The sequence below is a fragment of the Streptomyces sp. NPDC037126 genome (genome assembly GCF_055605965.1).
Map to the genome: position 1 here is coordinate 491,436 of NZ_JBVJTD010000003.1, position 24,524 is coordinate 515,959.

Annotated in this window: 20 protein-coding genes and 1 tRNA gene; 13 read left to right on the forward strand and 8 right to left on the reverse strand. The window is 74.3% G+C overall.

Features of this window, described 5'->3' with window-relative positions; translation table 11 throughout:
• Window positions 1-105 precede the first annotated feature (105 nt).
• Complete coding sequence (locus tag ACZ7FF_RS10860) at window positions 106-1,614, reverse strand: PP2C family protein-serine/threonine phosphatase (protein WP_470811461.1); 1,509 nt, start codon at window positions 1,612-1,614, stop codon at window positions 106-108.
• Between the two features lie 492 nt (window positions 1,615-2,106).
• Here ACZ7FF_RS10860 and ACZ7FF_RS10865 point away from each other — a divergent pair, with 492 nt between their 5' ends.
• Both ACZ7FF_RS10865 and ACZ7FF_RS10870 read left to right on the forward strand, forming a co-directional pair.
• Window positions 2,107-2,772, forward strand: a complete 666-nt coding sequence (locus ACZ7FF_RS10865; RefSeq protein WP_470811250.1) for a bifunctional DNA primase/polymerase — start codon at window positions 2,107-2,109, stop codon at window positions 2,770-2,772.
• A gap of 55 nt (window positions 2,773-2,827) precedes the next feature.
• On the forward strand, window positions 2,828-3,424 hold the full coding sequence (locus ACZ7FF_RS10870; RefSeq protein WP_470811252.1) for a hypothetical protein: 597 nt from the start codon (window positions 2,828-2,830) through the stop codon (window positions 3,422-3,424).
• Between the two features lie 244 nt (window positions 3,425-3,668).
• Here ACZ7FF_RS10870 and ACZ7FF_RS10875 read toward each other — a convergent pair whose 3' ends face one another.
• From ACZ7FF_RS10875 to ACZ7FF_RS10885, 3 genes are all read right to left on the reverse strand, one after another.
• On the reverse strand, window positions 3,669-4,634 hold the full coding sequence (locus ACZ7FF_RS10875) for a DUF5926 family protein (protein WP_470811254.1): 966 nt from the start codon (window positions 4,632-4,634) through the stop codon (window positions 3,669-3,671).
• Between the two features lie 203 nt (window positions 4,635-4,837).
• On the reverse strand, window positions 4,838-5,476 hold the full coding sequence (locus ACZ7FF_RS10880; RefSeq protein WP_470811256.1) for an ATP-binding protein: 639 nt from the start codon (window positions 5,474-5,476) through the stop codon (window positions 4,838-4,840).
• 83 nt (window positions 5,477-5,559) lie between these two features.
• Window positions 5,560-6,387 (reverse strand): glycerophosphodiester phosphodiesterase, encoded by an 828-nt coding sequence (locus tag ACZ7FF_RS10885; RefSeq protein WP_470811258.1) that lies wholly within the window; start codon window positions 6,385-6,387, stop codon window positions 5,560-5,562.
• Window positions 6,388-6,704: 317 nt separating this feature from the next.
• Between ACZ7FF_RS10885 and ACZ7FF_RS10890 the strand changes: the two genes are divergently transcribed.
• Window positions 6,705-8,168, forward strand: a complete 1,464-nt coding sequence (locus ACZ7FF_RS10890; protein ID WP_470811260.1) for a S1C family serine protease — start codon at window positions 6,705-6,707, stop codon at window positions 8,166-8,168.
• Between the two features lie 106 nt (window positions 8,169-8,274).
• Window positions 8,275-8,361, forward strand: a tRNA-Ser gene (locus ACZ7FF_RS10895).
• Window positions 8,362-8,443: 82 nt separating this feature from the next.
• Here ACZ7FF_RS10895 and ACZ7FF_RS10900 read toward each other — a convergent pair.
• Entirely contained in the window at window positions 8,444-8,728 is a 285-nt protein-coding gene (locus ACZ7FF_RS10900; protein ID WP_470811261.1) for a hypothetical protein, read from the reverse strand.
• Window positions 8,729-8,888: 160 nt separating this feature from the next.
• Window positions 8,889-9,761 carry a bifunctional DNA primase/polymerase gene (locus tag ACZ7FF_RS10905; RefSeq protein WP_470811263.1) on the reverse strand — a complete coding sequence of 291 codons (873 nt, stop codon included), beginning with the start codon at window positions 9,759-9,761 and terminating at the stop codon, window positions 8,889-8,891.
• 363 nt (window positions 9,762-10,124) lie between these two features.
• Here ACZ7FF_RS10905 and ACZ7FF_RS10910 point away from each other — a divergent pair, with 363 nt between their 5' ends.
• The 8 genes from ACZ7FF_RS10910 to ACZ7FF_RS10945 all read left to right on the forward strand — a co-directional run bounded on the left by ACZ7FF_RS10910 (window position 10,125) and on the right by ACZ7FF_RS10945 (window position 17,922).
• The gene (locus tag ACZ7FF_RS10910) at window positions 10,125-10,436 is read left to right on the forward strand and encodes a hypothetical protein (protein ID WP_470811265.1); all 312 of its coding nucleotides are present in this window, start codon (window positions 10,125-10,127) and stop codon (window positions 10,434-10,436) included.
• A 211-nt stretch (window positions 10,437-10,647) separates the two neighbouring features.
• The gene (locus tag ACZ7FF_RS10915) at window positions 10,648-11,799 is read left to right on the forward strand and encodes an acyl-CoA dehydrogenase family protein (protein WP_470811266.1); all 1,152 of its coding nucleotides are present in this window, start codon (window positions 10,648-10,650) and stop codon (window positions 11,797-11,799) included.
• 143 nt (window positions 11,800-11,942) lie between these two features.
• Entirely contained in the window at window positions 11,943-12,791 is an 849-nt protein-coding gene (locus tag ACZ7FF_RS10920; RefSeq protein WP_470811462.1) for a bifunctional MaoC family dehydratase N-terminal/OB-fold nucleic acid binding domain-containing protein, read from the forward strand.
• Between the two features lies 1 nt (window position 12,792).
• Entirely contained in the window at window positions 12,793-13,818 is a 1,026-nt protein-coding gene (locus tag ACZ7FF_RS10925; protein ID WP_470811268.1) for an acyl-CoA dehydrogenase family protein, read from the forward strand.
• A gap of 3 nt (window positions 13,819-13,821) precedes the next feature.
• Complete coding sequence (locus tag ACZ7FF_RS10930) at window positions 13,822-14,238, forward strand: MaoC family dehydratase (protein ID WP_470811270.1); 417 nt, start codon at window positions 13,822-13,824, stop codon at window positions 14,236-14,238.
• A complete protein-coding gene (locus tag ACZ7FF_RS10935; protein WP_470811272.1) occupies window positions 14,235-15,401 on the forward strand; it encodes a lipid-transfer protein in 1,167 nt (388 codons plus the stop codon). Before ACZ7FF_RS10930 ends, ACZ7FF_RS10935 begins: the two co-directional genes overlap by 4 nt.
• 192 nt (window positions 15,402-15,593) lie before the next feature.
• The gene (locus tag ACZ7FF_RS10940; protein WP_470811273.1) at window positions 15,594-16,151 is read left to right on the forward strand and encodes a SigE family RNA polymerase sigma factor; all 558 of its coding nucleotides are present in this window, start codon (window positions 15,594-15,596) and stop codon (window positions 16,149-16,151) included.
• Between the two features lie 115 nt (window positions 16,152-16,266).
• The gene (locus ACZ7FF_RS10945) at window positions 16,267-17,922 is read left to right on the forward strand and encodes a long-chain fatty acid--CoA ligase (RefSeq protein WP_470811275.1); all 1,656 of its coding nucleotides are present in this window, start codon (window positions 16,267-16,269) and stop codon (window positions 17,920-17,922) included.
• 62 nt (window positions 17,923-17,984) lie between these two features.
• Here the strand turns inward: ACZ7FF_RS10945 and ACZ7FF_RS10950 are convergent, their stop codons facing one another.
• Complete coding sequence (locus ACZ7FF_RS10950) at window positions 17,985-19,211, reverse strand: MFS transporter (RefSeq protein ID WP_470811277.1); 1,227 nt, start codon at window positions 19,209-19,211, stop codon at window positions 17,985-17,987.
• Between the two features lie 135 nt (window positions 19,212-19,346).
• Between ACZ7FF_RS10950 and ACZ7FF_RS10955 the strand changes: the two genes are divergently transcribed.
• Window positions 19,347-19,928 (forward strand): TetR/AcrR family transcriptional regulator, encoded by a 582-nt coding sequence (locus tag ACZ7FF_RS10955; protein WP_470811279.1) that lies wholly within the window; start codon window positions 19,347-19,349, stop codon window positions 19,926-19,928.
• Window positions 19,929-20,118: 190 nt separating this feature from the next.
• Here ACZ7FF_RS10955 and ACZ7FF_RS10960 read toward each other — a convergent pair whose 3' ends face one another.
• Window positions 20,119-24,468, reverse strand: a complete 4,350-nt coding sequence (locus tag ACZ7FF_RS10960) for a PAS domain-containing protein (protein ID WP_470811281.1) — start codon at window positions 24,466-24,468, stop codon at window positions 20,119-20,121.
• Between the last annotated feature and the right edge of the window lie 56 nt (window positions 24,469-24,524).

A 24,524-nucleotide genomic window follows, 5' to 3' on the forward strand; every position in this document is an offset into this window, starting at 1 on the left:
GCGCTCCTGCTTGTGGCCGAGCGGGGACCACCATCATCGTACGGTCGTACCGGGGCGTGACCCGGGCCGGATGCCCTGTTATGCCTGCTCATGCCAACCGGGGCGTCAGTCGAAGCGTGCCGCCAGCAGGACGACGTCCTCCTCGCTGTCGGCGCTGTCCAGGCCGTTCGGCAGGACCGTGCGCAGCACGTGGTCGGCGACGGCGCCGGGATCCTGGCGCAGCGCGCGCGGGACGCTCCCGGCGGCGGCGTGCAGCCGTGTGAAGGCGCGGTCCATCGGGTCGCCGGTGCGGTGCAGCAGCCCGTCGGTGTAGAGCAGGACCGTCTCGCCCGGCTCGGCCTGGATCTCCACGCTGGGCGCCTCCCAGCAGGCGAGCATGCCGAGCGGCGCGGACACGGAGGTCTCGGCGAACCCGGTGCGGCGGTCGCCGATCAGCAGCGGCGGGCTGTGCCCGGCACCGGCCAGGGTGACCTTGCGCAGGGCGGGCTCGCAGTAGGCGAACAGCGCGGTGGCCGAGCGGGCCGGCTCGGTCAGCCGCAGCAGCAGCTCCAGGTCGGACAGGACGGCGACCGGGTCCTCGCCCTCCATGACGGCGTACGCGCGCAGGGAGGCCCGCAGCCGGCCCATGGCGGCCACCGCGCTCGGTCCCGAGCCGGTGACGGAGCCGACGGACAGGCCGAGGGCCGCGTCGGGCAGCGGCAGGGCGTCGTACCAGTCGCCGCCGCCGCGCGAGCCGGTGCGGTGCCGGGCGGCGAGCTGGACGCCGGCCACGCGGGGCAGCCGGGAGGGCAGCAGTTCCTCGGCGATGGTCGCCATGCACGCGCGCGTGCGCTCCACCTCCAGCAGCCGGGCGAGGTGCTCGGCCGCGTGGCGGACGTAGAGGCCGGCGAGGTGGCGCCGGCGCTCGTCCGGCGCGGCGGGCTCGTCGTAGAACCAGACGGCGGCGCCGAGGCGGCCGGCGGACTCGCCGGCGAGGGGCAGGGCGTAGCTGGCGGCATAGCCGAGGCGGGCGGCCACCTCGCGGTGCCGCGGGTCCAGGCCGTCCTCGGCGAACAGGTCGGGGTGGACGATCTCCCCGGCCGTCCCGGAGTCGTACGGCAGCGCGCCCGGCGGGACGGTCTCGATGTGGCCGAGGTCGGCGCGGCCGAGGCCCAGACCGAGGGAGGTGGTGGGGCCGAGCCCGTCGTCCGGCTCCAGCACGACGAGCCCGCGGCGGGCGCCGACGAGGGCGGCCCCGGCGCGCAGCAGCTCGTCGAGGGCGGGCTCCAGGGTGCTGGTGCGGGCGAGCCGCTCGGTCAGCTCGTGGAGGGTCGTCAGGTCCGAGACCCAGCCGGCCAGTCGGTCCTGCAGGACGGTGCCGGGTGCGGGGGCGTGCGGGGCGGGGACCGCGGCGGCGGCCGGGGCGGGGTTCGGTGCGGGGGAGGGCGCGACAGTGTGTGCGGGCGTCGGAACAGCCGGATCGATTCCAGCCACTTTCGGAGGGTGCGGGGCGTTCATGGCGTCCGGCTTTCGGACCGGTGCGTATTGCTGAAAAGCATCGCAAACCCCCATGTCATTCTGCACCGCTAGCAGTGTCTCCACATGTACACGCACTCGAGAGGGGATGTCCAGCATTGTCCTGCGGGGATTCCCGGTGTCCATGGTGCCGACGAGGGTTTTGCCGGAACCCCTTGCCTTACTGCCAAGTTGGCTGAAAACTGCCTCAGGTATCGGTTCATTGCGGTCGACTGGCCTTGCTCCACGGAGCGTCACAGCGGTCGTGATGGGTACGTACTCGGAGAAGGCCAGGGGTGGTTGGGGACCACCCGGAACCTGGCGACGGACCCGGGCGTCATAGCCACCGACGGCCGAGCCCCATCCTCCCGTGGCGGAGGCGGAGAGAAACACGCGCGACGGAAAACGCCATACTTCGCCACCCCACGCCGCACCCGTGCTTTTGGCAGACGCACCATGGACGCGGACGCGGCCTACGCTCGACCCCTTGGGGACCCCATGCCGTGCGCAGGGGTGTGATGCGCCAACAGGTACGCACAGTGAAGTGATCGACACATGACGTGATGTGGACCACGGTGTTGCCAGCGGTGCAACGGAAAGGAACGAGCGCTCATGCGCGAGATCCTCGGAAGGCGACGCAGGCTCCTGTCCAGGCGGAACGACGGGAGGCCTGAGCTGATCAGCGCGGCCCTGACCTTCGCGACGGAATGGCAGTGGCCCGTACTCCCGGGTGTGGCCCCGGACCCGCAGGGCCGGGCCCGCTGCGGCTGCCCCGACCCGGAGTGCACGGTGCCCGGCGCCCACCCCTTCGACCCCGGCCTGCTCGCGGCCACGACCGACGCGCGCATGGTGCGCTGGTGGTGGACCAACCGGCCGGGCGCGCCGATCGTGCTGGCCACCGGGGGCGAGGCGCCCTGCGCCGTCAGCCTGCCGGCGCTGGCCGCCTCCCGGGCCCTCGCCCTGCTCGACCGCCGTGGCATGCGCCTCGGCCCAGTGATCGCCGCGCCCACCCGCTGGGCGCTGCTCGTGAAGCCGTACTCCATGGAGCAGTTGGGCGAACTGCTGTACGCCAAGGACTTCGTCCCCGGCTCCCTGCGCTTCCACGGCGAGGGCGGCTACATCGCCCTGCCCCCCTCCGAGACCGGTCAGGGCGCCGTCCGCTGGGAGCGTGCCCCGCTGCCGGGCTCGGCCGCGCCCTGGGTGCCCGACGTCGAGGCCGTGGTGGACGCGGTGGTCGACGCCCTCACTCGTACGGGTGTGAGCGCGCCCGAGTTGTAGGGGTGTCGGGCGCGCGCGGGGCGGGCGGGCGCCCCGCGCTCGTTATCTTCCGCTCATGCTGCGATTTCCTGGGGGACACGGCACCCGGCGGGCGCCCGGCGGCGGGCCCGACCCCCGAAGGCTGCGCCTGCTCGCCCTCGCGGGCGTCGTGACGGCCGCGGTCGTGCTGCCGCTGGCCGTGGCGTTCGCGGGGCAGGTGGGCGACGGGGGCCGGACCCCCGCGCCCGCGGCCCCGCGCAGGGGCGACGCCAAGGACCCCACCGCCACCCCCGGCAGGTCGCCCCTCCTGCTCGGCCTGGGCCTCGCCACCGCCGCCCGCTGCGGCCCCGGACTCAGCTCGCCCGACGGCATCGAGGCGCAGACCTGTGTGCTGACGCAGGGCACGGACACCTGGGCGCGCACCTACTACCGCAACGCCACCGGCGAGTCGCTGGACTCCGTGCTCACCCTCATGGGACCGGGCGGCCACACCGTGGAGACGCGCTGCGACACGGGAGCCGACGACGAGCCCGCCACCTGCGAGACGCCGCGCGAACACAGCCGGGGCGGACCGGACGCCTACACGGCCGTGGCCGAGTTCGCCGAGCGCGGCCGCGACGGCGCGCTGCTGTTGCGCTCGGGAAGCAACTCCGACGGGCCGAACGGGAGTTGACACCGGGCCGCGCGTTGTACGCCGGACGCGGACATGGAAAGACCCGGTTGCTGGCGACGGGGGATGCACCAGCAACCGGGCTACTGGAACGGTAACAAGAGATCGGCGGTTCGCAAATTCCGTCTCAGCCATTCGGCCACCGATTTCCCTGTCGGAACGGGGAGTTGTGACAGGAGTCACCTGCCCGGCGGCCCGGTGTCACGGCTGACCGACCGTTCAGCCGTGACACCCGCGCGCGGGGGCGTCAGCTGAGGGTGACCTGGCGGTTGGTCAGCCCGCCGCGCGCCCGGCGCTCGTCCGCCGTGAGCGGCTCCGTGGCGGCGAGGGCGGCGGCGAGACGCTCGGCGAACTCGGCGGCCGGCTTCTCCACGTCGTCCGCCGTGACCTCGCTCGGCAGGTCCCAGACCGGCACGGTGAGGCCGTGAGCACGGAAGGAGCCCACCAGCCGGGTGCCCTCGCCGAGGCTGGAGCGGCCCGCCGCGTGCAGCCGGGCGAGAGCGTCCAGAAGCTGTTCCTCCGGATGCGGCATGACCCAGCGCAGGTGGTTCTTCTCCGGGGTCTCGCACCAGTACGCGGCGTCCACGCCGGACAGCCGGACGGTCGGGATCGCGGCGGCGTTGGCCCGCTCCAGGGAGGCGGCCACCTCCGGGGTGGCGTTGTCCGCGTCCGGCACCCAGAACTCGAACCCGCTGTGCACCACGGGCTCGAAAGCCGCGCCGGCGTCGATCAGGTCCTGCAGCCGGGGCGCCTCGGCGGGGGCCCGGCGGCCCTGCACCGGGGTGCCGGGCTCGGCCTGGAGCGCCCGCTGGAGCGTGTCGCCGAGGTCGCGGCTGATGTCGCCGGACGCCGTGTCGTTCTGCAGGCCGAGCAGGACCGAGCCGTCGTCGCGGCGGAGCGCGGGCCAGGCCATCGGCAGCACGGTGGCGAGGCTGACGGACGGGACGCCCTCGGGCAGGCCGCCCTTGAGGGTCAGCTCGACCGTCGCGGCGGGCACCAGCTCGCGCAGCGCCACCCAGTCGCACTCGCCCGGCAGTCCCTCGAACGGGCGCTGCACCAGCTCGGTCACGGCGTGCGCGGCGGCCCGGCCGTGGCACGCCTTGTATCGCCGGCCGCTGCCGCAGGGGCAGGGCTCGCGTGCGCCGACAACCGGGATCTCTCCGTCCGTGAGCTGCGGGCGCTCGGCCTTCGTCTGAGGTCGCTTCTTGGCCATCGTGGGTGTCTCCCGGTTACGGCTCTTCTGGTACGGCGGGAGCCTAGCCGTTCAGGCCACCTGCGACGGGAACCTGTGGACAACGCACGCGCGCTCGACGCCGGTGGTGTGAACCTGTGGACGGTCCCGGCGTGTACCGGCCGTCTCTCTGGGGTCCAGCAGGGTTCAGCCCAGGTCCTCGAAGGCGTCCGTCTCTCTGGGGTTCAGCCCAGGTCCTCGAAGGCGTCCGCGAAGTCCAGGCCGGCCGGCTCCGGCAGCGAGGGGGCGGTGACGCGCGTAGCGAAATGGTCGCGGCGGCACCTCGCGTCGGGATCGTGGACGTCCCCGTTGACCACCACCCAGACCGTCACCTCGCCGCGGACGTCGTCGCGGACGCCCCAGTCGTCGGCGAGGGCCGTGACGATGTTCAGTCCCCGGCCGCCGTGCGCGGTCACCGACGGGGTTGCCGGAGCCGGGCGGGTGGGACCGCCGCCGTCCGTCACCTCGACGACGAGCCGGCCCCGTGGGTCGACCCGCCACGCGGCGAGCACGTCACCGTCCCCGGCCGGCACGTCGCCCAGTGGCCGCCCGTGCTTGCAGGCATTGCTCAGCAGTTCGGAAAGAATGAGTACGGCATCGTCGATCACCGATTCCGACACGCCGCCGCCGCGCAGCTGCGCGCGCATCCGGCGCCTCGCCTTCCCCACGCCCGCCGGGCCATGGGGTACGGCCATGCTCGACGACGTGGGCACCTCCTGTGCCACCACCAACGCCACCCCCGAGACCTCCTTTGCCCCACGCCACGGTGTGGATGCCCCATCGGCCTGAACCGGAAACCGGCCAATCCCCTTCCGGTGACGCATTCGAAACGGCCGCACACGGAGCGAACGCGCCGGAGCACACCCTGTGACGAAGCGCTCACGCGCGGCTGCCGAACGGCCGGATCTCAGCGGCCGAGCCGGTCCAGTACCGCGCGCGGGCGGTTGGTGATGAGGGCGTCGACACCGAGCCGGACGCACAGGTCGACGTCCTCGGGCTCGTTCACGGTCCACACGTGGACCTGGTGGCCGGCCCGCTTCAGCCGCTCCACGTAGCCGGGGTGGCTTCGCACGATGCGGATCGACGGCCCCGCGATCCCCACGCCCGCGGGCAGCCGCCCGTCGCGCAGCCGGGGCGAGAGGAACTGCACCAGGTAGACCGTGGGCAGGGTCGGCGCCGCGGCACGCACGCGGTGCAGCGAGCGCGCCGAGAAGCTCATGATCCGGACCGGGGACTCGGCGGCCGAGGCGGGGGCGTCCAGCCCGAACCGCTTGAGCAGGGCCAGCAGCCGCTCCTCGACCTGGCCGGCCCAGCGCGTCGGGTGCTTGGTCTCGATGGCCAGCTCCACGCGCCGGCCGGCGTCCGACACCAGTTCCAGCAGTCGTTCCAGGGTCAGTACGGAGGTCTCCTCGCGGTCCTCGGGCCGGTGCTCCCAGTCGGGCTCCTCGTCCCGGCCGCGCCAGGCGTCGCGGCTCTTCCAGGAGCCGAAGTCCAGGGCGGCGAGATCGGCCAGCTCCAGGGCTGAGACGGCGCCGCGGCCGTTGGAGGTACGGTTCACGCGCCGGTCGTGGACGCAGACCAGGTGGCCGTCGGCCGTCAGCCGCACGTCGCACTCGAGGGCGTCCGCGCCGTCCTCGATCGCCTTCTTGTAGGCGGCCAGGGTGTGTTCGGGCGCGTCCTCGGAGGCGCCCCGGTGGGCGACGACCTGGACGGAGAGGTGTGGTGCGTGGGTCACCGCGTCATGGTGCCACCGTCACGGGGTACGCGTGGCGGCGCTCATGCGTCCGCGCGACGAACCCGGACGTGCACGCTAGTCATTTATATAATTTTTGCCCGTAATGCCCTATGTAAAGGGTGGCCCTGGACCCACAGCCACCGCTTATGGTGCTCTGACGGCCCGTGGGAAAAGCTGACTGCATACAAACTGGAACACGGAACACATGCGCAGCGACATCGCGACGGGCCACGAGAAGCGTGACCGCCCCCGCCGATCGTGAACGAGCGTGACCGAGTGCGACCGAGAAGAACAGTCGTGGATCGAGGAGAAGAGCTGTGAGCACCGAGAACGAGGGCAACGCGGTACCCCCGGCCCCGTCCGCACCTCCCGTGCCGGTGGCCTCCTCCGACGCGTCCCCGCAGGGCTCCGCGCCCGGCGGGCACGAGCCGACGGCTCCCCTCCCGCCGGTACCCGGCAGCGCCCCGGCGGCGCCCCCGCAGGGCCCCGTGCCGACCGCGCACGCCCAGGAGGCTCCGGGCGGCCACCAGCCGCCGCCCGCCGGTCCTGAGGGCGCCTGGCCGCCCCCGCCCCCCGGCACGCCCGCCTACGGCGACCCGGGCAGCGGCGGCGCGGGCGGCGGCTGGGGCGCGTCGTACCACCAGCCCGCTCCCAAGCCGCGCAACGGGCGCGGCGGCCTGGTCGCCGCGGTCCTGGTGGCCGCGCTGGCCGCGGGCGGTCTGGGCGGCGGCATCGGCTACACCCTGGCCAGGGACAACGACAACGGCGGGTCCACCACCGTCTCCGCCTCCGACAACAGCGCCGCGCAGGTCAAGCGCGCGCCCGGCACGATCGCCAACGTGGCCGCCCGGTCGCTGCCCAGCACGGTCACCATCGAGGCCGAGGGCACCAACGGCGAGGGCGGCACGGGCACCGGGTTCGTCTTCGACACCCAGGGACACATCGTCACCAACAACCACGTGGTGGCGGACGCCCTCGACGGCGGCAAGCTGAGCGCGACGTTCCCGAACGGCAGGAAGTACGACGCCGAGGTCGTCGGCCACGCCCAGGGCTACGACGTTGCGGTCATCAAGCTGAAGAACCCGCCCTCGGACCTCAAGCCGCTGGCGCTCGGCGACTCCGACAAGGTGGCCGTCGGTGACGAGACCATCGCCATCGGTGCGCCCTTCGGTCTGTCCAACACGGTGACGACCGGCATCATCAGCGCCAAGAGCCGCCCGGTGGCCTCCAGCGACGGCAGCTCCACGAGCAAGGCGTCGTACATGAGCGCGCTGCAGACCGACGCGTCCATCAACCCGGGCAACTCCGGCGGCCCGCTGCTGGACGCCTCCGGCGCGGTCATCGGCATCAACTCGGCCATCCAGTCCACCAACAGCGGCAGCTTCGGCGGCGGCCAGTCCGGCTCGGTCGGCCTCGGCTTCGCCATCCCGATCAACCAGGCCAAGTACGTGGCCCAGCAGCTGATCAAGACCGGCAAGCCGGTCTACGCGAAGATCGGCGCGTCCGTCTCGCTGGAGGACTCCACCAACGGCGCGAAGATCACCGACCAGGGCGCGGGCGGCGCCTCCGCGGTGGAGTCGGGCGGCCCGGCCGACAAGGCCGGCCTCAAGCCCGGTGACGTGATCACCAAGCTCGACGACTCGGTGATCGACAGCGGTCCCACGCTGATCGGCGAGATCTGGACCCACAAGCCCGGCGACAAGGTCACGATCACCTACAAGCGGGGCGGCCAGGAGCACACGGTCGACCTGACGCTGGGCGCCCGGGTCGGCGACAGCTGAGCCCGGCCGGCGCGCGAACTACGGTCGCGCGCCGCGGCACCGGGCCACCGCGGCCGGGCCCGGGCCGGTAATGTGTACCCGCGCTGCCGGTCCGCGGCAGCCGCGGGGAGGCGTGCCCGAGCGGCCTAAGGGAACGGTCTTGAAAACCGTCGTGGCAGCGATGTCACCGTGGGTTCAAATCCCACCGCCTCCGCGGAGTTTGGCGGGTCTCACGGCCCGGAAGGGGTGCCTCGGTTCACGAGGTGCCCCTTCTTCGTGCGTGCGGCCCGCGGTCGCTACAGCTCGCGGTCCCGGGCCAGTTCCTCCCAGGGGAGTGCGCGCAGACCGGTCACCGCGGTGTCGCCGCAGGGGGCGTTCGGGGTGGACTGGAACCAGACGACGGTGAGCACGGAGCGGTGGAGGACCGGGTCGTGCTCCGACGCAGCCACGGGCGGCAGCTTCTCCACCGGCCCGAAGGTGCCGGCCTGCCCGTCCGGGTACGCGCGCGGCGGCGGGACCAGGTGGACGGGCGCGCCGGCGGCGGCCCGCTCCGCGGAGCGCAGCAGTCCCGTGATCCGCATCTCGCCTGAGCGCCTTGCAGGGGCAGCCCTCCAGCAGCCCGCCGTAGGTGGACGACAGGTGCAGCTCGGTGAGGTCGAGGGACCGTCCCGAGGTGAGGACCACGCTGGTCAGGGTCATGGGCCCACCCCAGGCGGGCACATGCGCCCGGGACCTGGGGATTTACGGCTGGTGGCCCGTCATCCGGGCCGCCGAGGCGATCGTCGCGCGGGCCTCGCGTTCGGTCAGGCCGGTGTGCCGGGCCGCCTCGGTGAGCGGGTCGGTCAGCGCGGGGCCGAGCCCGTTCTCGTAGGCGCGGCAGGCGGCCCAGAACAGCCGGGTGTTGCGCTGGCCCTCGTGGGCGGTCAGGACGAAGTGGACGAGGCCGCGGCCGTGGTCGCCGGGTGGCGCCGGGGCGTGCCGGCCGCTCCGGGTCGGGGGCACGAGCAGGCGCAGCAGGGCCGGCGGGCAGACGGCGGGGGGCAGGTGCGCGGTGCCGGGGGCGGTGCCGTAGACACCGTGGTCGGTGCGGGAGCCGGGGCCGACGAGGTAGCCGCCGGCGCCCCGGATGTCGATGCCGGGGGCGAGCCGGCTCGCCGAGTTCGGTACGGCGACGTCCGGCGGGCCGGTCAGCCACAGGTGGCGGCCGCCGCTCGGCGTGAGCACGACGACCGTCTCGGGGATCGTGAACAGATGGCGCAGGGCCAGCTCGCGCAGGGCGACGGAGGAGTCCGTACCGCACTTGGTGTCCAGGTCGACGCCGATCAGGTGGTACGGGGGCAGGCCGCAGGCGATGCCGTAGCCGGTGGCCCAGGGCGCGGCGGCGAACATCTCGCGGATGCGGACCGGGTCGGCCGAGGCGTCGTACACGCCGTGGCCGAAGCGGCCGCACTCGCCGTGGCAGGGCGGTCCCGCGGGGCCGGGGCGGTCGCGGTGCGGGGAGCGCAGGGCCGGGAGCTTCGTCCGGGACAGGGGGATGACGGCCAGGCCGCGTTCGGCGGCTGACAGGGCGTGTGCGAGGGCCAGCGTCGTGGCCTGCCGGTCGGTGGTGGCCATGACTCCATGTTCGTACGTATGTTCGAAAAAGGGAAGTGGAGGACGCCGGCGACGCGCCCGTACGGGGAGATTGGCCGGAATTGCGCGGGAACGATTCGCCCCTTGTGTCGCTTGGCTGCCGAACGCCTGTGCCATGGGTCGTGGGGCTTGAGATGCCCAAAAGGTGGCGTCAGGGGTTTATCGACTTGTCATCACGCTTGCGTGCGAATCGCGGCTTTCCGGGTGGTTCGCCGGTGATCCGCTGGGCAACTCTGGAGCGCGACGTCGTCCACGACAGTCGAGGCGGCCGGCCAACCGCCCCGAGACAAGCCGTAGTTCACGTACGGGCCCTAGGGCCTGAGTCCTTGGTTCTGGAGGAACAGCATGGCAAGCATCCGTACCGCCCGCGTTCTCGCCGCCGTCGCCGCTCTCCCGCTGGCAGCCGCCCTCTTCGGCGGCGTCGCGGCGGCGAACAACGGCGCCTTGTCGGGCGACGGATCGAACGCGGGCGTGGCGAGCGTCAGCGGCAGCGGGGTGGGCCTCGACAACAACGGGAACTCGTCCACCACGCAACAGAGCGCGGTCGGCTCGGGCGCGACGAACCAGAACAACACCGCCCAGGTCAACGGCTCCGCGTTCACGGGCATCCAGCAGGGCAACGGGAACGTGGCCGTCCACTTCACCCGCCTGTGGTGAGCGGGGGCGGGGGTTCCTCGCGCTGAGGGCCCTCGGGGGGTGCTTCGGGGGGGCTTCGGGGAGTGTGCTTCGGGGTCGCGACACGTCCGCGCGGCGGTGCTTCGGTACCGCCGCGCAGGCGTGTGCGGGGGCACCTTGACACCTCCCAGGTAACTGACGGACAGTCAGATACCTGCTCACGCACGTCCCTCCGAGGCCGGGAGGCTCCGCCGTGCACCTCGCCCCCACCGAACGCCAGCAGCGGCTGCGCGCCGAACTGCGCGCCTACTTCAGGGCGCTGCGGGACAGCGGGCCCGAAGCGGGCGACGACCGCGCCCTGTTGCGTCGCATCGGGGCCGACGGCTGGCTGGGGATCGGCTGGCCGGCCGAGTACGGCGGCCAGGGGCGGGGCGCGGACGAGCAGTTCGTGTTCTTCGACGAGGCGTACCGGGCCGGCGCCCCGGTCTCCATGGTCACGCTCAACACGGTCGGACCCACCCTCATGCGGCACGGCAGCGCGTGGCAGAAGGCCCACTTCCTGCCCCGGATCCTCGCCGGCGACCTGGTCTTCGCGATCGGCTACACCGAGCCCTCCGCCGGCACCGACCTCGCCTCGCTGCGCACCCGGGCCGTGCGCGAGGGCGAGGGCTGGCGGATCGACGGGCAGAAGATCTTCACCTCGGGCGCCCAGCACGCCGACTGGATCTGGCTCGCCTGCCGCACCGACCCGGACGCCCCGCGGCACCGGGGCATCTCCGTCCTCCTCGTGCCCACCGACGCCCCGGGCTTCTCCTGGACGCCGATCGAGACGGTCGGCGGGCAGACGACGACGGCGACCTACTACGACGGCGTCCGCGTCCCGGCCGTCGGCCTGGTCGGCGAGGAGAACGGGGGCTGGGCGCTCATCACCGGCCAGCTGAACCACGAGCGGGTCGCGCTGGCCGCGCTCGGCATGCAGGCCGAGGACTTCCTCGCCGCCGCGCTCACCGCCGCCCGTTCACCCGATCCGGTGACGGGCCGGCGCCGGATCGACGAGCCCTGGGTGCGTTCTCTGGCGGCCGAGGCGCATGCCCGGATCGCGGCGTCGCGCCTGCTCAACTGGCGTCTGGTGAGCGATGTGGGGGCGGGCGGGCCGGCCCCGGGGGACGCCAGCGCGGTGAAGGTCGCGGGAACGGAAATGGCTGTCACGACGTATCGCATGTGTCAGGAGATCGTCGGGGATGCCGGACTGATCCGCTCCGGTTCCCCGGGGGCGTTCGGGGACGGCGAGCTGGAGCGGCTGAACAGGGCGGCGCAGATCAACACGTTCGGGGGCGGGGTGAGCGAGGTGCAGCGGGAGATCGTCGCGACGACGCGGCTCGGGCTGGCGAGGGGGCGCAGGTGACCGGGCGGCCGGACGCGGAGGAGCGGCTCAGGGCGTTCGAGGGGCGGCCGGACGCGGAGGAGCGGCTCAGGGCGTTCGAGGGGCGGCCGGACGCGGAGGAGCGGCTCAGGGCGTTCGAGGGGCGGCCCGCCGCCGTCACCGGCGTGGGCCGGGACCCGGTCAACCTGCCCATGATCCGGCACTGGTGCGAGGCGATGGGCGACACCAACCCGGCGTACTCGGGGCCCGGCGCCGTCGCCCCGCCCACCATGCTCCAGGCGTGGACGATGGGCGGCCTGTCCGGGCACGAGGGCCGCACCGGCGCCTACGACGAACTGCTCGGCCTGCTGGACGGCCTGGGCTGTACGTCGGTCGTCGCCACCGACTGCGAGCAGGAGTACCTGCGGCCCCTGCGGCCCGGCGACGAGGTCACCTTCGACGCGGTGATCGAGTCGGTCTCCGCCCGCAAGACGACGAAGCTGGGCACGGGCCACTTCGTCACGACCCGCATGGACGTGCGGGTCGGCGGCGACCTGGTGGGTACGCACCGCTTCCGCATCCTCAAGTACGCCCCGGCCCCCCGGGAACCCCGGGCCGCCCGCCCCCGCCCGGTGGTCAACCGGGACAACGCCGGATTCTGGCAGGGCGTGGCCGAGCACCGGCTCCTGGTCCAGCGCTGCACGGACTGCGGCCTCCTGCGCCACCCCTGGCTGCCGGGCTGCAACGGCTGCGGCTGCCCGGACTGGGACACGGTCGAGGCGAGCGGCGAGGGCACCGTCCACTCGTACGTCGTCATGCACCACCCGCCCTTCCCGGCCTTCGACCCTCCCTACGCGGTCGCCCTCGTCGAACTCGCCGAGGGCGTGCGGATGGTGAGCAACGTGGTGGGGGTCCCCCACGACAAGGTGCGCATCGGGCTGCCCGTGCGCGTGGAGTTCCGGCGGTACGACGACGAGGGCCCCGAGGGTCCCCTGGTCCTGCCGGTCTTCCGGGCCGTGGAAGGCGAGGGGTGAGATGGACTTCACGCCCACCGAGGCCCAGGCCGGGGCCCGCGGACTGGCCGCACGGATCCTCGGCGACCTCACCGGCCACGAGCGGTTGGCGGCCGCCGGCACCGGCAGCGACCCGGAGCTGTTCAAGGCCCTGTGCGCGGCGGGCCTGACCGCCGCCGTCGAGGAGCTGGGCCTGCTCGGCCTGGTGCTGCTCCTGGAGGAACAGGGCCGCACGACCGCCCAGGTGCCGTACGCGGCGACCTGTGTGTACGGCGTCCTGGCGCTCGCGGCCCACGGCACGCCGGAGCAGCGGGACCGGCTGCTGGCCGCCCTCGGGGCCGGCTCGGCGGTGGTGACCGGGGCGTTCCCGGCCCGGAGCGGGGTGCGGGCCACGGGGCCGGGCGCTCTCACCGGCACCGTCCCGGCCGTGCCCTGGCTGAGGGACGCCACCCATGTGCTCGTCGCCGACGCGGACCGGCGCCTGTGGCTGGCCACGCTCGGCGAGGGCACCGGGATCACCCCGGTGGAGCTGACGGCGCCCTGGTCGGCCGCCCGCCTCACCCTGGATCGGGCACCGGCGGAGCCGCTGGGCGGGCCGGACGCCTACGCCGACGTCCTCGCCACCGCCCGCACGGCCTTCGCCGGGCTGCAGGCCGGGGTGTGCGCGGGGTCGCTCGCGCGGGCCGTGGCGCACGTCAACTCCCGGGAGCAGTTCGGGCGCCCGCTCGCCACCCGCCAGGGGGTCCAGCTCCGCGCCGCCGACGCCCATCTGGACACCGAGTCGATCCGGGTCACGGCGTACGAGGCCGCCTGGCGGCGGGACGCCGGGCTGCCGTACGCCGGCCACGCGCTGACGGCGGCCTGGTGGGCCTCCGAGGCGGGCCGGCGGGTGGTGCACACCGGTCAGCATCTGCACGGCGGGGCCGGAGCCGATCTCGGCCATCCGGTGCACCGGCACTTCCTGTGGGGCCGGCAGCTGGCCGGCCACCTGGGCTCGGGCAGTGAACTGCTGCAGGAACTGGGGGAGTTGATCGCGAGTGGGGAGTGAGGAATGACGACGGCACCGACGGCGGGCACCGAACTGCCCGCGCTGGAGATCCCGGTGACGCGCACGCTGATCGTGGCGGGGGCGATCGCCTCCCGGGACTACCAGGACGTGCACCACGACGCGGAGCTGGCCCGGCAGAAGGGCTCGCCGGACGTCTTCATGAACATCCTGACGACGAACGGCCTGGTCGGCAGGTACGTCACCGACCACTTCGGCCCGACGGCGGTGCTCCGCCGGGTCGCCATCCGGCTCGGCGCGCCCAACTACCCGGGGGACACGATGGTGCTCACCGGCAGGATCGAGGAGGTCGACGGCGACACCGCCACCGTGCGCGTCGTCGGCGCCAACGGCATCGGCAGACATGTGACCGGCACGGTGACGGTCACGGTCCCGGCACCCGGCCCGGAGGACGCGTCATGAGCCTGCGCACCAGCGACACCCTCGGCGGGCGCACGGCGATCGCCGGGATCGGGGCCACCGAGTTCTCCAAGGACTCCGGGCGCAGTGAACTGCGGCTGGCGGTGGAGGCGGTGCACGCGGCGCTCGACGACGCCGGGCTCACCCCGGCGGACGTGGACGGCCTGGTGACGTTCACGATGGACACCAGCCCGGAGATCACCGTCGCCCAGGCCTGCGGCATGGGTGAGCTGTCCTTCTTCTCCCGGGTGCACTACGGGGGCGGGGCGGCCTGCGCCACCGTGCAGCAGGCGGCGCTGGCCGTGGCGGCGGGCGTGGCGGAGGTGGTGGTCTGCTACCGGGCCTTCAACGAGCGCTCGGGCCGCAGGTTCGGCGCCGGGGTGCAGCACCGGGAGCCCTCGGCGGAGGGGGTGGCGCTCGGCTGGGTCCTGCCGTTCGGGCTGCTCACCCCGGCCTCCTGGGTGGCCATGGCGGCCCAGCGGTACCTGCACACCTACGGGCTGGCACCGGAGGTCTTCGGGCACGTGGCGGTGGCCGGCCGCGGGCACGCGGCGACCAACCCGGCCGCGTACTTCCACGGCCGCCCCATCACCCTCGCCGAACACGCCGCGTCCCGCTGGATCGTGGAGCCGCTGCGGCTGCTGGACTGCTGCCAGGAGACCGACGGGGGGCAGGCGGTCGTCGTCACCTCCGTGGAGCGGGCCCGGGACCTGCCGAAGCCGCCCGCCGTGATCGCGGCGGCCGCCCAGGGCGCGGGCCGGGCGCAGGAGCAGATGACCGGCTTCTACCGGGACGACCTGACCGGACTGCCGGAGATGGGCGCGGTGGCCCGGCAGCTGTGGCGCACCTCGGGACTCGGCCCGGGGGACATCGACGTGGGGATCCTCTACGACCACTTCACCCCGTTCGTGCTGATGCAGCTGGAGGAGTTCGGGTTCTGCGGAAGGGGGGAGGCGGCGGACTTCGTGGCCGCGCGGGGGCTGCCGCTCAACACGCACGGGGGCCAGCTGGGGGAGGCGTACCTGCACGGGATGAACGGCATCGCCGAGGGGGTGCGCCAGGTGCGCGGCACTGCGGTGAACCAGATACCGGGGGTGGCCAGGACCCTGGTGACGGCCGGTACCGGGGTGCCGACGTCGGGCCTGGTCCTGGCCGCCGACCGCTGAGGCCACGGCCCCGTGCGGCCCCCGGGCGGGGCCGGGAACCGCACCCGGCTCAGGGTCGGACCCGGAGACGGTGTGCACCCGCAGTCCACCTTCAGGAGGTGGAGCGGACCCCACCCCTACAACCTGAGGGGGACCTTGCTTCGGGACCTGCGGCCGATCCGCCGGTGCGCGGCCCGCTCATAGCGTGGAGCCATGACCACACCCGTCTGCACCAGCGCCTCGGCCGCCGCCGCACCAGCGCGGCAGACCCTCACGTACCCCTCCTTCACCTCGTATGTGCGGGCCCGTCAGCCGGTCCTGCTGCGTACCGCGCGCTCGCTGACCGCCAACCCGAGCGATGCCGAGGACCTGCTGCAGACCGCCCTGGCCAAGACCTACGCGGCCTGGGAGCGGATCGAGGACCAGCGGGCGCTCGACGGCTATGTGCGCCGTGCGCTGCTGAACACGCGGACCTCCCAGTGGCGCAAGCGCCGGGTGGACGAGTTCGCCTGCGAGGAGCTGCCCGAGCCGGAGCCCGTGCCCGGCGGCGACGACCCGGCCGAGCGTCAGGCGCTGCGCGACGCCATGTGGCGGGCGATAACGAAACTCCCTGCGCGGCAGCGGGCGATGGTCGTCCTGCGGTACTACGAGGACCTCAGCGAGGCCCAGACCGCCGAGGTGCTCGGGGTGTCGGTGGGCACGGTGAAGTCGGCGGTGTCGCGCGCGCTGGGGAAGCTGCGCGAGGACCCCGAGCTGGTGCTGGCGCGGTAGAGCCGCGCTTTCCTGCCCGGAGTGACATACCGCCTAGTGACATACCGCGCGGTATGTGCGCAGAATCAGCGGAGCCCTTACCACCGCGTAGGCGACGCCGCCCCGGGAGGACTCCGTGCTGAGCACCATGCAGGACGTACCGCTGACCGTCACCCGTATCCTCGAACACGGAGTGCTGGTACACGGCCGGTCCCAGATCACCACCTGGACCGGGGAGGCCGAGCCGCAGCGGCGCAGTTTCGCCGAGGCCGGGGCCCGTGCGGTGCAGCTGGCGAACGCCCTCAGGGACGAGCTGGGCATCCGTCCCGACGACCGGGTCGCCACGCTGATGTGGAACAACGCCGAGCACGTCGAGGCGTACTTCGCGATCCCGTCGATGGGCGCGGTGCTCCACACCCTCAATCTGCGGCTGCCCGCCGAGCAGCTGGTGTGGATCGTCAACCACGCCGCCGACCGCGTGATCATCGTCAACGGCTCCCTGATCCCGCTGCTCGCCCCGCTGCTGCCCGAGATGCCCACGGTCGAGCACATCGTGGTCACCGGTCCCGGTGACCGCACCCCGCTGGCGGGCACCGCCGCGCGGCTGCACGAGTACGAGGAGCTGCTCGCGGGCCGTCCCACCACCTACGACTGGCCCGAGCTGGACGAACGCCAGGCCGCCGCCATGTGCTACACCTCCGGCACCACCGGCGACCCCAAGGGCGTGGTCTACAGCCACCGTTCGATCTACCTGCACTCCATGCAGGTCAACATGACCCAGTCGATGGGCCTGACCGACGAGGACACCTCCCTGGTGGTGGTCCCCCAGTTCCACGTCAACGCCTGGGGCCTGCCGCACGCCACGTTCATGACCGGCGTCAACATGCTGATGCCGGACCGCTTCCTGCAGCCCGCGCCGATCGCCGAGATGATCGAGCGGGAGAGGCCGACCCACGCGGCGGCCGTGCCCACCATCTGGCAGGGCCTGCTGGCCGAGCTGAAGGCGAAGCCCCGGGACGTCTCCTCGCTCACCCAGGTCACCATCGGCGGCTCGGCCTGCCCGCCCTCGCTCATGGCGGCCTTCGACGAACTGGGCATGCGGGTCTGCCACGCCTGGGGCATGACGGAGACCTCCCCGCTCGGCACGGTCGCCCGCCCGCCGGCCCACGCGGTCGGCACGGACGAGGAGTTCGCCTACCGCCTCACCCAGGGCCGCTTCCCGGCCGGCGTCGAGGCCCGGCTCACCGGCCCCGGCGGCGAGCGCCTGCCCTGGGACGGCGAGTCGGCGGGCGAGCTGGAGGTGCGCGGCAACTGGATCGCGGGCGCGTACTACAACGGCCCCGACGCCGAGCCCCTGCGCCCGGCGGACAAGTTCAGCGAGGACGGCTGGCTGAAGACCGGCGACGTCGGCACCATCTCCCCCGACGGGTTCCTCACCCTGACCGACCGGGCCAAGGACGTCATCAAGTCCGGCGGCGAGTGGATCTCCTCGGTCGAGCTGGAGAACGCGCTGATGTCCCACCCCGACGTCGCCGAGGCCGCCGTCGTCGCCGTGCCCGACGAGAAGTGGGGCGAGCGCCCGCTGGCCACGGTCGTCCTCCGGGAGGGCGCCAGCGCGGACTTCGAGACCCTGCGCACCTTCCTCGCCGAGGAGGGCCGCATCGCCCGCTGGCAGCTGCCCGAGCGCTGGACGATCGTGGAGGCGGTGCCGAAGACCAGCGTCGGCAAGTTCGACAAGAAGGTCCTGCGCAGGCGGTACGCCGACGGGGACCTCGACGTCACCAGCCTGTGACGCCATTGTGTGCGCCGGGGCGGGGACACCCGCCCCGGCGCACACCTGCGGCGGCCGGTCCCTCAGCGTCCCGCCCGCCCGAGGGCGGGCAGCGCCGTGGCCGCCCAGCCCAGTGCCAGCCAGACGCCGGCCACCAGGCACACTCCGCCCCAGCCCCAGGTGTCGTAGGCCGGGGCGGCGAGGGCGGAGGCCAGGGCGCCGCCCGCGAAGCTCGCCACCACGTAGGCGGTGTTGGCGGTCGCGGGCGCCGAAGTGGTGGTCAGCGCCAGGGTCTGGTTGGCGACGTGCGCGGCGACCAGGGCCGCGTGGACGGCGACGGCACCGGCGAAGAGCGCGGCGAGCACATGCCCGCCCAGCCAGAACAGCGGGACGCAGACGGCGGCCAGGAGGTACGCGGAGCGCACGACCCTGGAGGCGCCGAAGCGGTCGACGAGACCGCCGGCGAGCGGGGCCACCACGCTCGCCGACAGCCCGAACAGTCCGAACAGCCCGGCCACCGCGGTCGACATCCCGTACCGGGGTCCGGTCAGCAGCAGTGCCAGGGAGGTCCACAGGGCGCTCCAGGCGCCGTACATCCCGGCCTGCCGGACGCACGCGCGCCACAGGTCGGGCGAGCGCCGGACGATCCCGGGCAGCGAGGTCAGCCCGCCGAACAACGGGCCGGTGCGGCGCGGGCGGTGTTCCGCCGGGAGGGCCCGGGCGGTGGCCAGCCCCAGCAGCGCGGTCAGGACGGCGGCACCGGCGAAGACCACCCGCCAGCCGAAGGCCTGCCCGATCAGCCCGCCGAGGACCCGGGCGGCCACGATGCCGGTGAACAGCCCCGCTATGACGGCGGCGACATGACGGGCCCGCCGGTCCTCGGGGGCGCGGGCGGCCACCAGCGGGACCAGCAGCTGGGGCACGACGGTGGCGGCTGAGGCCACCAGGACGGCGGCCGCGAGCGCGGTGCTCCCGGGCGCCGCCGCGCCGGCCGCCAGCGCGGCCGCGGCCACCAGCGAGAGCACGCCGACCAGCCGGCGCCGGTCGACGCCGTCGCCGAGCGGGGCGAAGAAGAGCAGGCCGGCCGCGTAGCCGAACTGGGCGACCGAGGCGATCCAGGCCTCCGCCTGGGGTGTGGCGCCGAAGTCGTGGGCGATCAGCGGGAGAAGCGGGGCCGCGAGGTAGATGTTCGCGGCGGTGACAGCGGTGCAGGCGGCGATCAGGGCGAGGAGGAGTCCTGGGGCTCGGGTGCCCCTGCCGGGCGCGGATGCCCGGACCTCGCGGCTGGTGGCGGTGCTTGGCTGCGGCATGAGCGGGAGACCCCTTTGCGCCCGGTCTAGCAACTAACTGGTTGGTTGGACAATGCCGGAACAGTCTGCGAGTGGACGGAATTCCGTGTCAACCAAATAGTTGGTTCCTTGCCTGTGCGCCCCTACCCTGTCCCCATGGCACCAGTGAGGGACCCCGAGGCGACCAAGGGCCGCATCTTCGACGCGGCCGTCGCCGAGTTCGCACGGCACGGCATCGCGGGTGCCCGCATCGACCGCATCGCAACCGCGGCGAAGGCCAACAAGCAGCTGATCTACGCCTATTTCGGAAACAAGGCGGAGCTGTTCTCGCAGGTCCTGGGCAGATGCATGGTCGATCTGGCGGCGGCCGTCCCGGTCGATCCGGACGACATCGACGGCTGGATCGACCGCCTCCTCGACTACCACGCCGCCCACCCCGAGCTGCTCCGCCTGCTCTTCTGGGAGGGCATCGAGTACGGCAGCGCCGAGCTGCCCGACGAGGCGGCCCGCCAGGAGCACTACGCGCGCAAGGTCGGCGCGCTCGCGGACGGCCAGGCCCGCGGGGTCGTCACCGACGCCATCCCGCCCGGCGACCTGCTGCTCCTGCTCGTCGCCCTCGCCAACTGGACGGTCGCGGTGCCGCAGATGCGGCGCATCGTGGCCGGCGGCGAGGACAGCGACCGCGAGCGCCTGCGGGCCTCGATCAAGGAGGCGGCCCGCAGGCTGGTCGCGAAGTGACCCAGGGCCTGTCGTTCGGATCATGCCGCGCGGCGCGGGGTGTGGCACGCGCATCTGGCGTTGTCGTCGCTCGCCGACGCTCCGCGTCGACTCCCTCCTCCGCCTCGCAGCTGCACGCACCACACCCCGCTCGGGTCGGCTGACAACGCACCGTGGGCCAGGCCGACCTGATCCGAACGACAGGCCCTGGCTAGTTGGTGCCGATCCGGGCCAGCAGGTCCACGATCCGCGCCTGCACCTCGGCGCTGGTGGACCGCTCCGCGAGGAACAGCACCGTCTCTCCCGAGGCCAGCCGCGGCAGGTCGGCCTGGTCGACGGCGGCGGTGTAGACGACGAGCGGGGTGCGGTTGAGCTGCCCGTTCGCGCGCAGCCAGTCCACGATCCCGGCCTGCCGCCTGTGCACCTGCATCAGGTCCATCACCACGAGGTTCGGCCGGAACTGGCCCGCCAGCGTCACCGCGTCGTTGTCGTTCGCGGCCCGCGCCACCTGCATCCCGCGCCGCTCCAGCGTCGAGGTCAGCGCCAGCGCGATCTCCGCGTGCTCCTCGATGAGCAGCACCCGCGGCGGATGCTGCTCGCTGTCCCGCGGAGCCAGCGCCTTCAGCAGCACGGCGGGGTCGGCACCGTACGCCGCCTCCCGCGTCGCCTGCCCGAGCCCGGCCGTGACCAGCACCGGAACCTCGGCGGCCACGGCGGCCTGACGCAGCGACTGCAGGGCGGTGCGGGTGATCGGCCCGGTCAGCGGGTCCACGAACAGCGCGGCAGGGAAGGCCGCGATCTGCGCGTCGACCTCCTCGCGGGAGTGCACGATCACCGGCCGGTAGCCGCGGTCGCTCAGCGCCTGCTGGGTGGTCACGTCCGGCGCGGGCCACACCAGCAGCCGGCGCGGATTGTCCAGCGGCTCCGGCGGCAGCTCGTCGTCGAGCGGCTGCGGACGCGGGTGGTCCGCCACCTCGACGGCACCGCCGGGACCGTCCAGCGGCTCGGGCCCCTCGGCCGCGTCGGCGTCCGGGGCGCCTATGGCGTACGACCGCCCGGCGCCCTCGGTGGCCGGGACGAGCCGGGACTGCCCGGCGAGCGAGGGCTGCGGTACGGGCGGCTGCGCGGCGGGCGACGGCTGCGCGGGCGCCGGATCGGCCGGCGGCTGCGCCTTGGCGGCCTGCTCCGGCTGCGGCTCGGGGCGCGCGGCCGGGTCGGGCGGGGTGCCCAGCTTGCGCCGCCGGCCGGAACCGCCCGGCGCGTGCGGCGGCGGGGTCGCCGTCGGCTGCTGGACCTGCAGGGCCTGCCGGGCGAACGGCACGCCCTGGCCGAGCGTCCGGACGCTGATCGCCCGGCCCTGCGTCGAGTTCGGGTCGGCCGCGGCCTCGGCGGGCAGCGGCTGCGCGGCACGCCCCGGCCGGGCGCCGGGGTCCGCCGCGGGAAGCGGGGTCCCGGACGCCGGGGTGCCGGCCGTGCCCGCCCGCGGTACGGGCGTGCCCGCGCCGGAGGTGTCGTCGGCGCCGGGCCACTGCGGCACGCCGGGCGCGGCCTGGCCGACCGCCGGCACCTGGCCGGAGACGGCCTCCGCGGGCAGCGGGCGGGCCGCCGGGGTGGCGGGCTGCCGCGCCTGAGCGGGGGCCTGCTGCCCGGGGGCCACCGGACTGCCCTGCTGGGGTGCGGGTGCCGCCTGCTGACCGGGGACGGCAGGCGGCACGGCCGCGCCCGGTGCCAGCGGAGCGGCCGCGCCGGGCTGTGCGCCGGGCTCCGCCTGCGCGGCCGCCGGGAGCGCGGCGGGCGCCTGCGCCGGAGCGGGGGCGGTGCCCTGTGCCGGAACGGCCTGGCCCGGGGTGCCCTGTCCGGGTGCCGGAGCCGTGGCCGCGCCCGCCGGGAGCGCACCGGGTACGGCCGTAGCCGCGGCTGTCTGCGGGGAACCCGCCTCGCCGGGAACGGCCTGGTCGGGGGCCTCCTGCGCGGTCTGGGCCGACGCGGCCACGGCACGGCGGCGCCGGCCGGTCGGGGCGCTGGTGGGATGCGGCTGCGGCGGGGTGTGGTCCTCGGACTGGCTCGGCGGCACGGCGTCGTGCCGGCCCTCGCCGGGGACGTGCCCGGCGGGCACCGGCGGCTGGGCGGGCACCTGCATCTGCCCGGGCACGCCGGCCGGAGCGAGCTCCGCGGCGCCCGGGCCCGGCGCCCCAGCGGGTTCCGGCGCGCGGTCGGCCTCGGCCGGCGGCAGGGCGAAGACCGTACGGACGCCCGCCTCCTGTGCCGCGGCACGCTCCGCGGCGGCGGCCAGCGCACGCCGGCGCCGCCCGGTCGGCTGCGCACCCTCGGGGTCGTCCTCGGTCCCGGCAGCCGACGCCGGCTCGCCGCCGGCCGCGGGCAGCGCGGGCGGCAGTGCGGCCTGCGGGGCGTCGGAGTCGCGGCGGGCACGCCGGCCCGTGGGCGCGGGCACACCCTGCGGCGGCACGGCCGCACCGAGTCCCGTGCCGGAGGCGGCGGCACCCGCGGCATGCTCGGCCGCGGTCATGACGGCACCCTCGGCCACGCCCGCGTCGTCACCGGCGCCGGTCTCGGCGGGCCGTCCACGGCGGCGCCCGGTCCCGTTCCCGCCGGACGCGGCGTCCGCGCCCTCGGCCGGGACCACGGCGGCCTCGTCGGCGGCCGTGCCCGCGCGCCTGCGGCGGCGGCCGGTCGGCACGCCTCCGTCCGGCTCACCGGCCTGGGCCGCGCCGGGCACGTCACCGTCCAGGAAGGCGTCCGTGGAGCCGCGCCGGGCCCGCCGCCGGCCGGCGACGGCGCCCTGCTCGGCCGCGGGAGTCCCGTCCGGGGGCGTCTCACCGGCGGCCGGTGCCGGCGTGGCGGGTGCCAGCGCGGCGGGCGCCTGCGCGGCGACGGCCCCGGCGCCACCGCCGAGCGGCACCTCCAGCACGTACGCGCTGCCGCTCATGCCCGGCACCTCGTGCGTCTGCAGCACACCGCCGTGGGCGCGCACGATCCCGCGCACGATCGGCTCGTGCACCGGGTCTCCCCCGGCGTACGGCCCGCGCACCTCGATCCGTGCGACCTCACCGCGCTGCGCGGCCGCGACCACGACGGTGTTGTCCAGGTAACCGCCCGCGGAGACGGGCGTGTTGCCGGTCGCGTCGACACCGGCGACATCCGCCACCAGATGCGCGAGCGCGGTGGCGAGCCGCTGCGGGTCGACCTCGGCCTCGATGGGCGGCGCGTGCACGGCGAACTGCACCCGGCCGGGGCCGATCAGCTCCACCGCGCCGTCGACTCCGGCGGCGACGACGGCGTCCAGCATCACCTTCGTGCGGGTGATGTCCTCGGCGCCCGCGTCGAGCCGCTGGTAGCCGAGGACGTTGTCGATGAGCGTCGTGATCCGCGCGTACCCGGCCGACAGGTGGTGCAGCACCTGGTTGGCCTCGGGCCACAGCTGCCCGGCGTCGTCGGCGGCCAGGGCGGCCAGTTCGCGCCGCAGCTCGTCCAGCGGCCCGCGCAGGGACTGCCCGAGCAGGGTCAGCAGCTGCTCGTGCCGGCCCGCCAGCGCCTCGTACCGGTCCTTCTCCCGCTCGCCGAGCGCGGCGTACCGCTCCTCGCCCGCCGCCAGCTCCTCCGCGTGCTTCTCCTGCAGCTCCTCCAGCTCGGTGACGTGCTGCTGGCGGAGCGCGGTGAGATCGGAGGCGTGCTCCTCGGAGAGCCGCTCCAGTTCCTCGGCGTGCGCCTTCTCCTGCGCGGCCTTCTCCTGCGACAGGCTCTCGTAGGGCCGCCGGTCGGCGAAGGTCATCACGGCGCCGACGAGCTGGTCCCCGTCCCGCACCGGAGCGGTGGTCAGATCGACCGAGACCTTCTTGTCGCCCTTGGACCACAGCACCTGCCCGCGCACCCGGTGCTTGCGCCCGGAGCGCAGGGTGTCGGCGAGCGGCGACTCGTCGTACGGGAAGGGGGAGCCGTCGGCGCGGGAGTGCAGCACGAGCGTGTGCAGCTCCTTGCCGCCGAGCTCCCCGGCGCGGTAGCCCAGGATCTGCGCGGCGGCCGGGTTGACGAGCACGATCCGCCCGTCGGTGTCGGTCCCCACGACGCCTTCGGACGCGGCGCGGAGGATCATCTCCGTCTGCCGCTGCGACCGCGCCAGCTCCGCCTCGGTGTCGACGGTCCCGGACAGGTCGCGTACGACGAGCATCAGCAGCTCGTCGCCCGTGTACCCGTAACCGTCGTACGCCTGCTGCCCGTTCTCCAGATTCGCGCTCGTGACCTCGACCGGGAACTCGGTCCCGTCGGTCCGCCGCGCGATCATCCGCGTCGGCTTGGTCCGGCCCTGCGGATCCATGTGATCGGGGCGCCGCATGGACCCGGGGATGAGCCGGGAGTCGAACTGCGGCAGCAGATCGAGCAGCCCTCGCCCGACCAGCGCGGTCCCCGGAGCCTCGAAGGCCTCCAGCGCGATGGTGTTGGCGTTGACGACGGTTCCGTTCGCGTTGACCAGCACCAACGCATCCGGCAGCGCGTCGAGTATGGCTGCGAGGCGAGCAGCGCCTCGGGATGGCCTGCTGCTCACGAGACGCTTCCTCCCTGTTACCGCACCTTGCCGACCGCTCGGGCCATCTTGCCAAC

Excerpts from the sequence above, each read along its gene's own strand:
- ACZ7FF_RS10860 (WP_470811461.1), bottom strand. The coding sequence starts at position 1,614 with ATGCTGGACATCCCCTCTCGAGTGCGTGTACATGTGGAGACACTGCTA.
- ACZ7FF_RS10865 (WP_470811250.1), top strand. The coding sequence starts at position 2,107 with ATGCGCGAGATCCTCGGAAGGCGACGCAGGCTCCTGTCCAGGCGGAAC.
- ACZ7FF_RS10870 (WP_470811252.1), top strand. The coding sequence starts at position 2,828 with ATGCTGCGATTTCCTGGGGGACACGGCACCCGGCGGGCGCCCGGCGGC.
- ACZ7FF_RS10875 (WP_470811254.1), bottom strand. The coding sequence starts at position 4,634 with ATGGCCAAGAAGCGACCTCAGACGAAGGCCGAGCGCCCGCAGCTCACG.
- ACZ7FF_RS10880 (WP_470811256.1), bottom strand. The coding sequence starts at position 5,476 with ATGCGTCACCGGAAGGGGATTGGCCGGTTTCCGGTTCAGGCCGATGGG.
- ACZ7FF_RS10900 (WP_470811261.1), bottom strand. The coding sequence starts at position 8,728 with ATGCGGATCACGGGACTGCTGCGCTCCGCGGAGCGGGCCGCCGCCGGC.
- ACZ7FF_RS10905 (WP_470811263.1), bottom strand. The coding sequence starts at position 9,761 with ATGGCCACCACCGACCGGCAGGCCACGACGCTGGCCCTCGCACACGCC.
- ACZ7FF_RS10910 (WP_470811265.1), top strand. The coding sequence starts at position 10,125 with ATGGCAAGCATCCGTACCGCCCGCGTTCTCGCCGCCGTCGCCGCTCTC.
- ACZ7FF_RS10925 (WP_470811268.1), top strand. The coding sequence starts at position 12,793 with ATGGACTTCACGCCCACCGAGGCCCAGGCCGGGGCCCGCGGACTGGCC.
- ACZ7FF_RS10930 (WP_470811270.1), top strand. The coding sequence starts at position 13,822 with ATGACGACGGCACCGACGGCGGGCACCGAACTGCCCGCGCTGGAGATC.
- ACZ7FF_RS10935 (WP_470811272.1), top strand. The coding sequence starts at position 14,235 with ATGAGCCTGCGCACCAGCGACACCCTCGGCGGGCGCACGGCGATCGCC.
- ACZ7FF_RS10940 (WP_470811273.1), top strand. The coding sequence starts at position 15,594 with ATGACCACACCCGTCTGCACCAGCGCCTCGGCCGCCGCCGCACCAGCG.
- ACZ7FF_RS10950 (WP_470811277.1), bottom strand. The coding sequence starts at position 19,211 with ATGCCGCAGCCAAGCACCGCCACCAGCCGCGAGGTCCGGGCATCCGCG.
- ACZ7FF_RS10955 (WP_470811279.1), top strand. The coding sequence starts at position 19,347 with ATGGCACCAGTGAGGGACCCCGAGGCGACCAAGGGCCGCATCTTCGAC.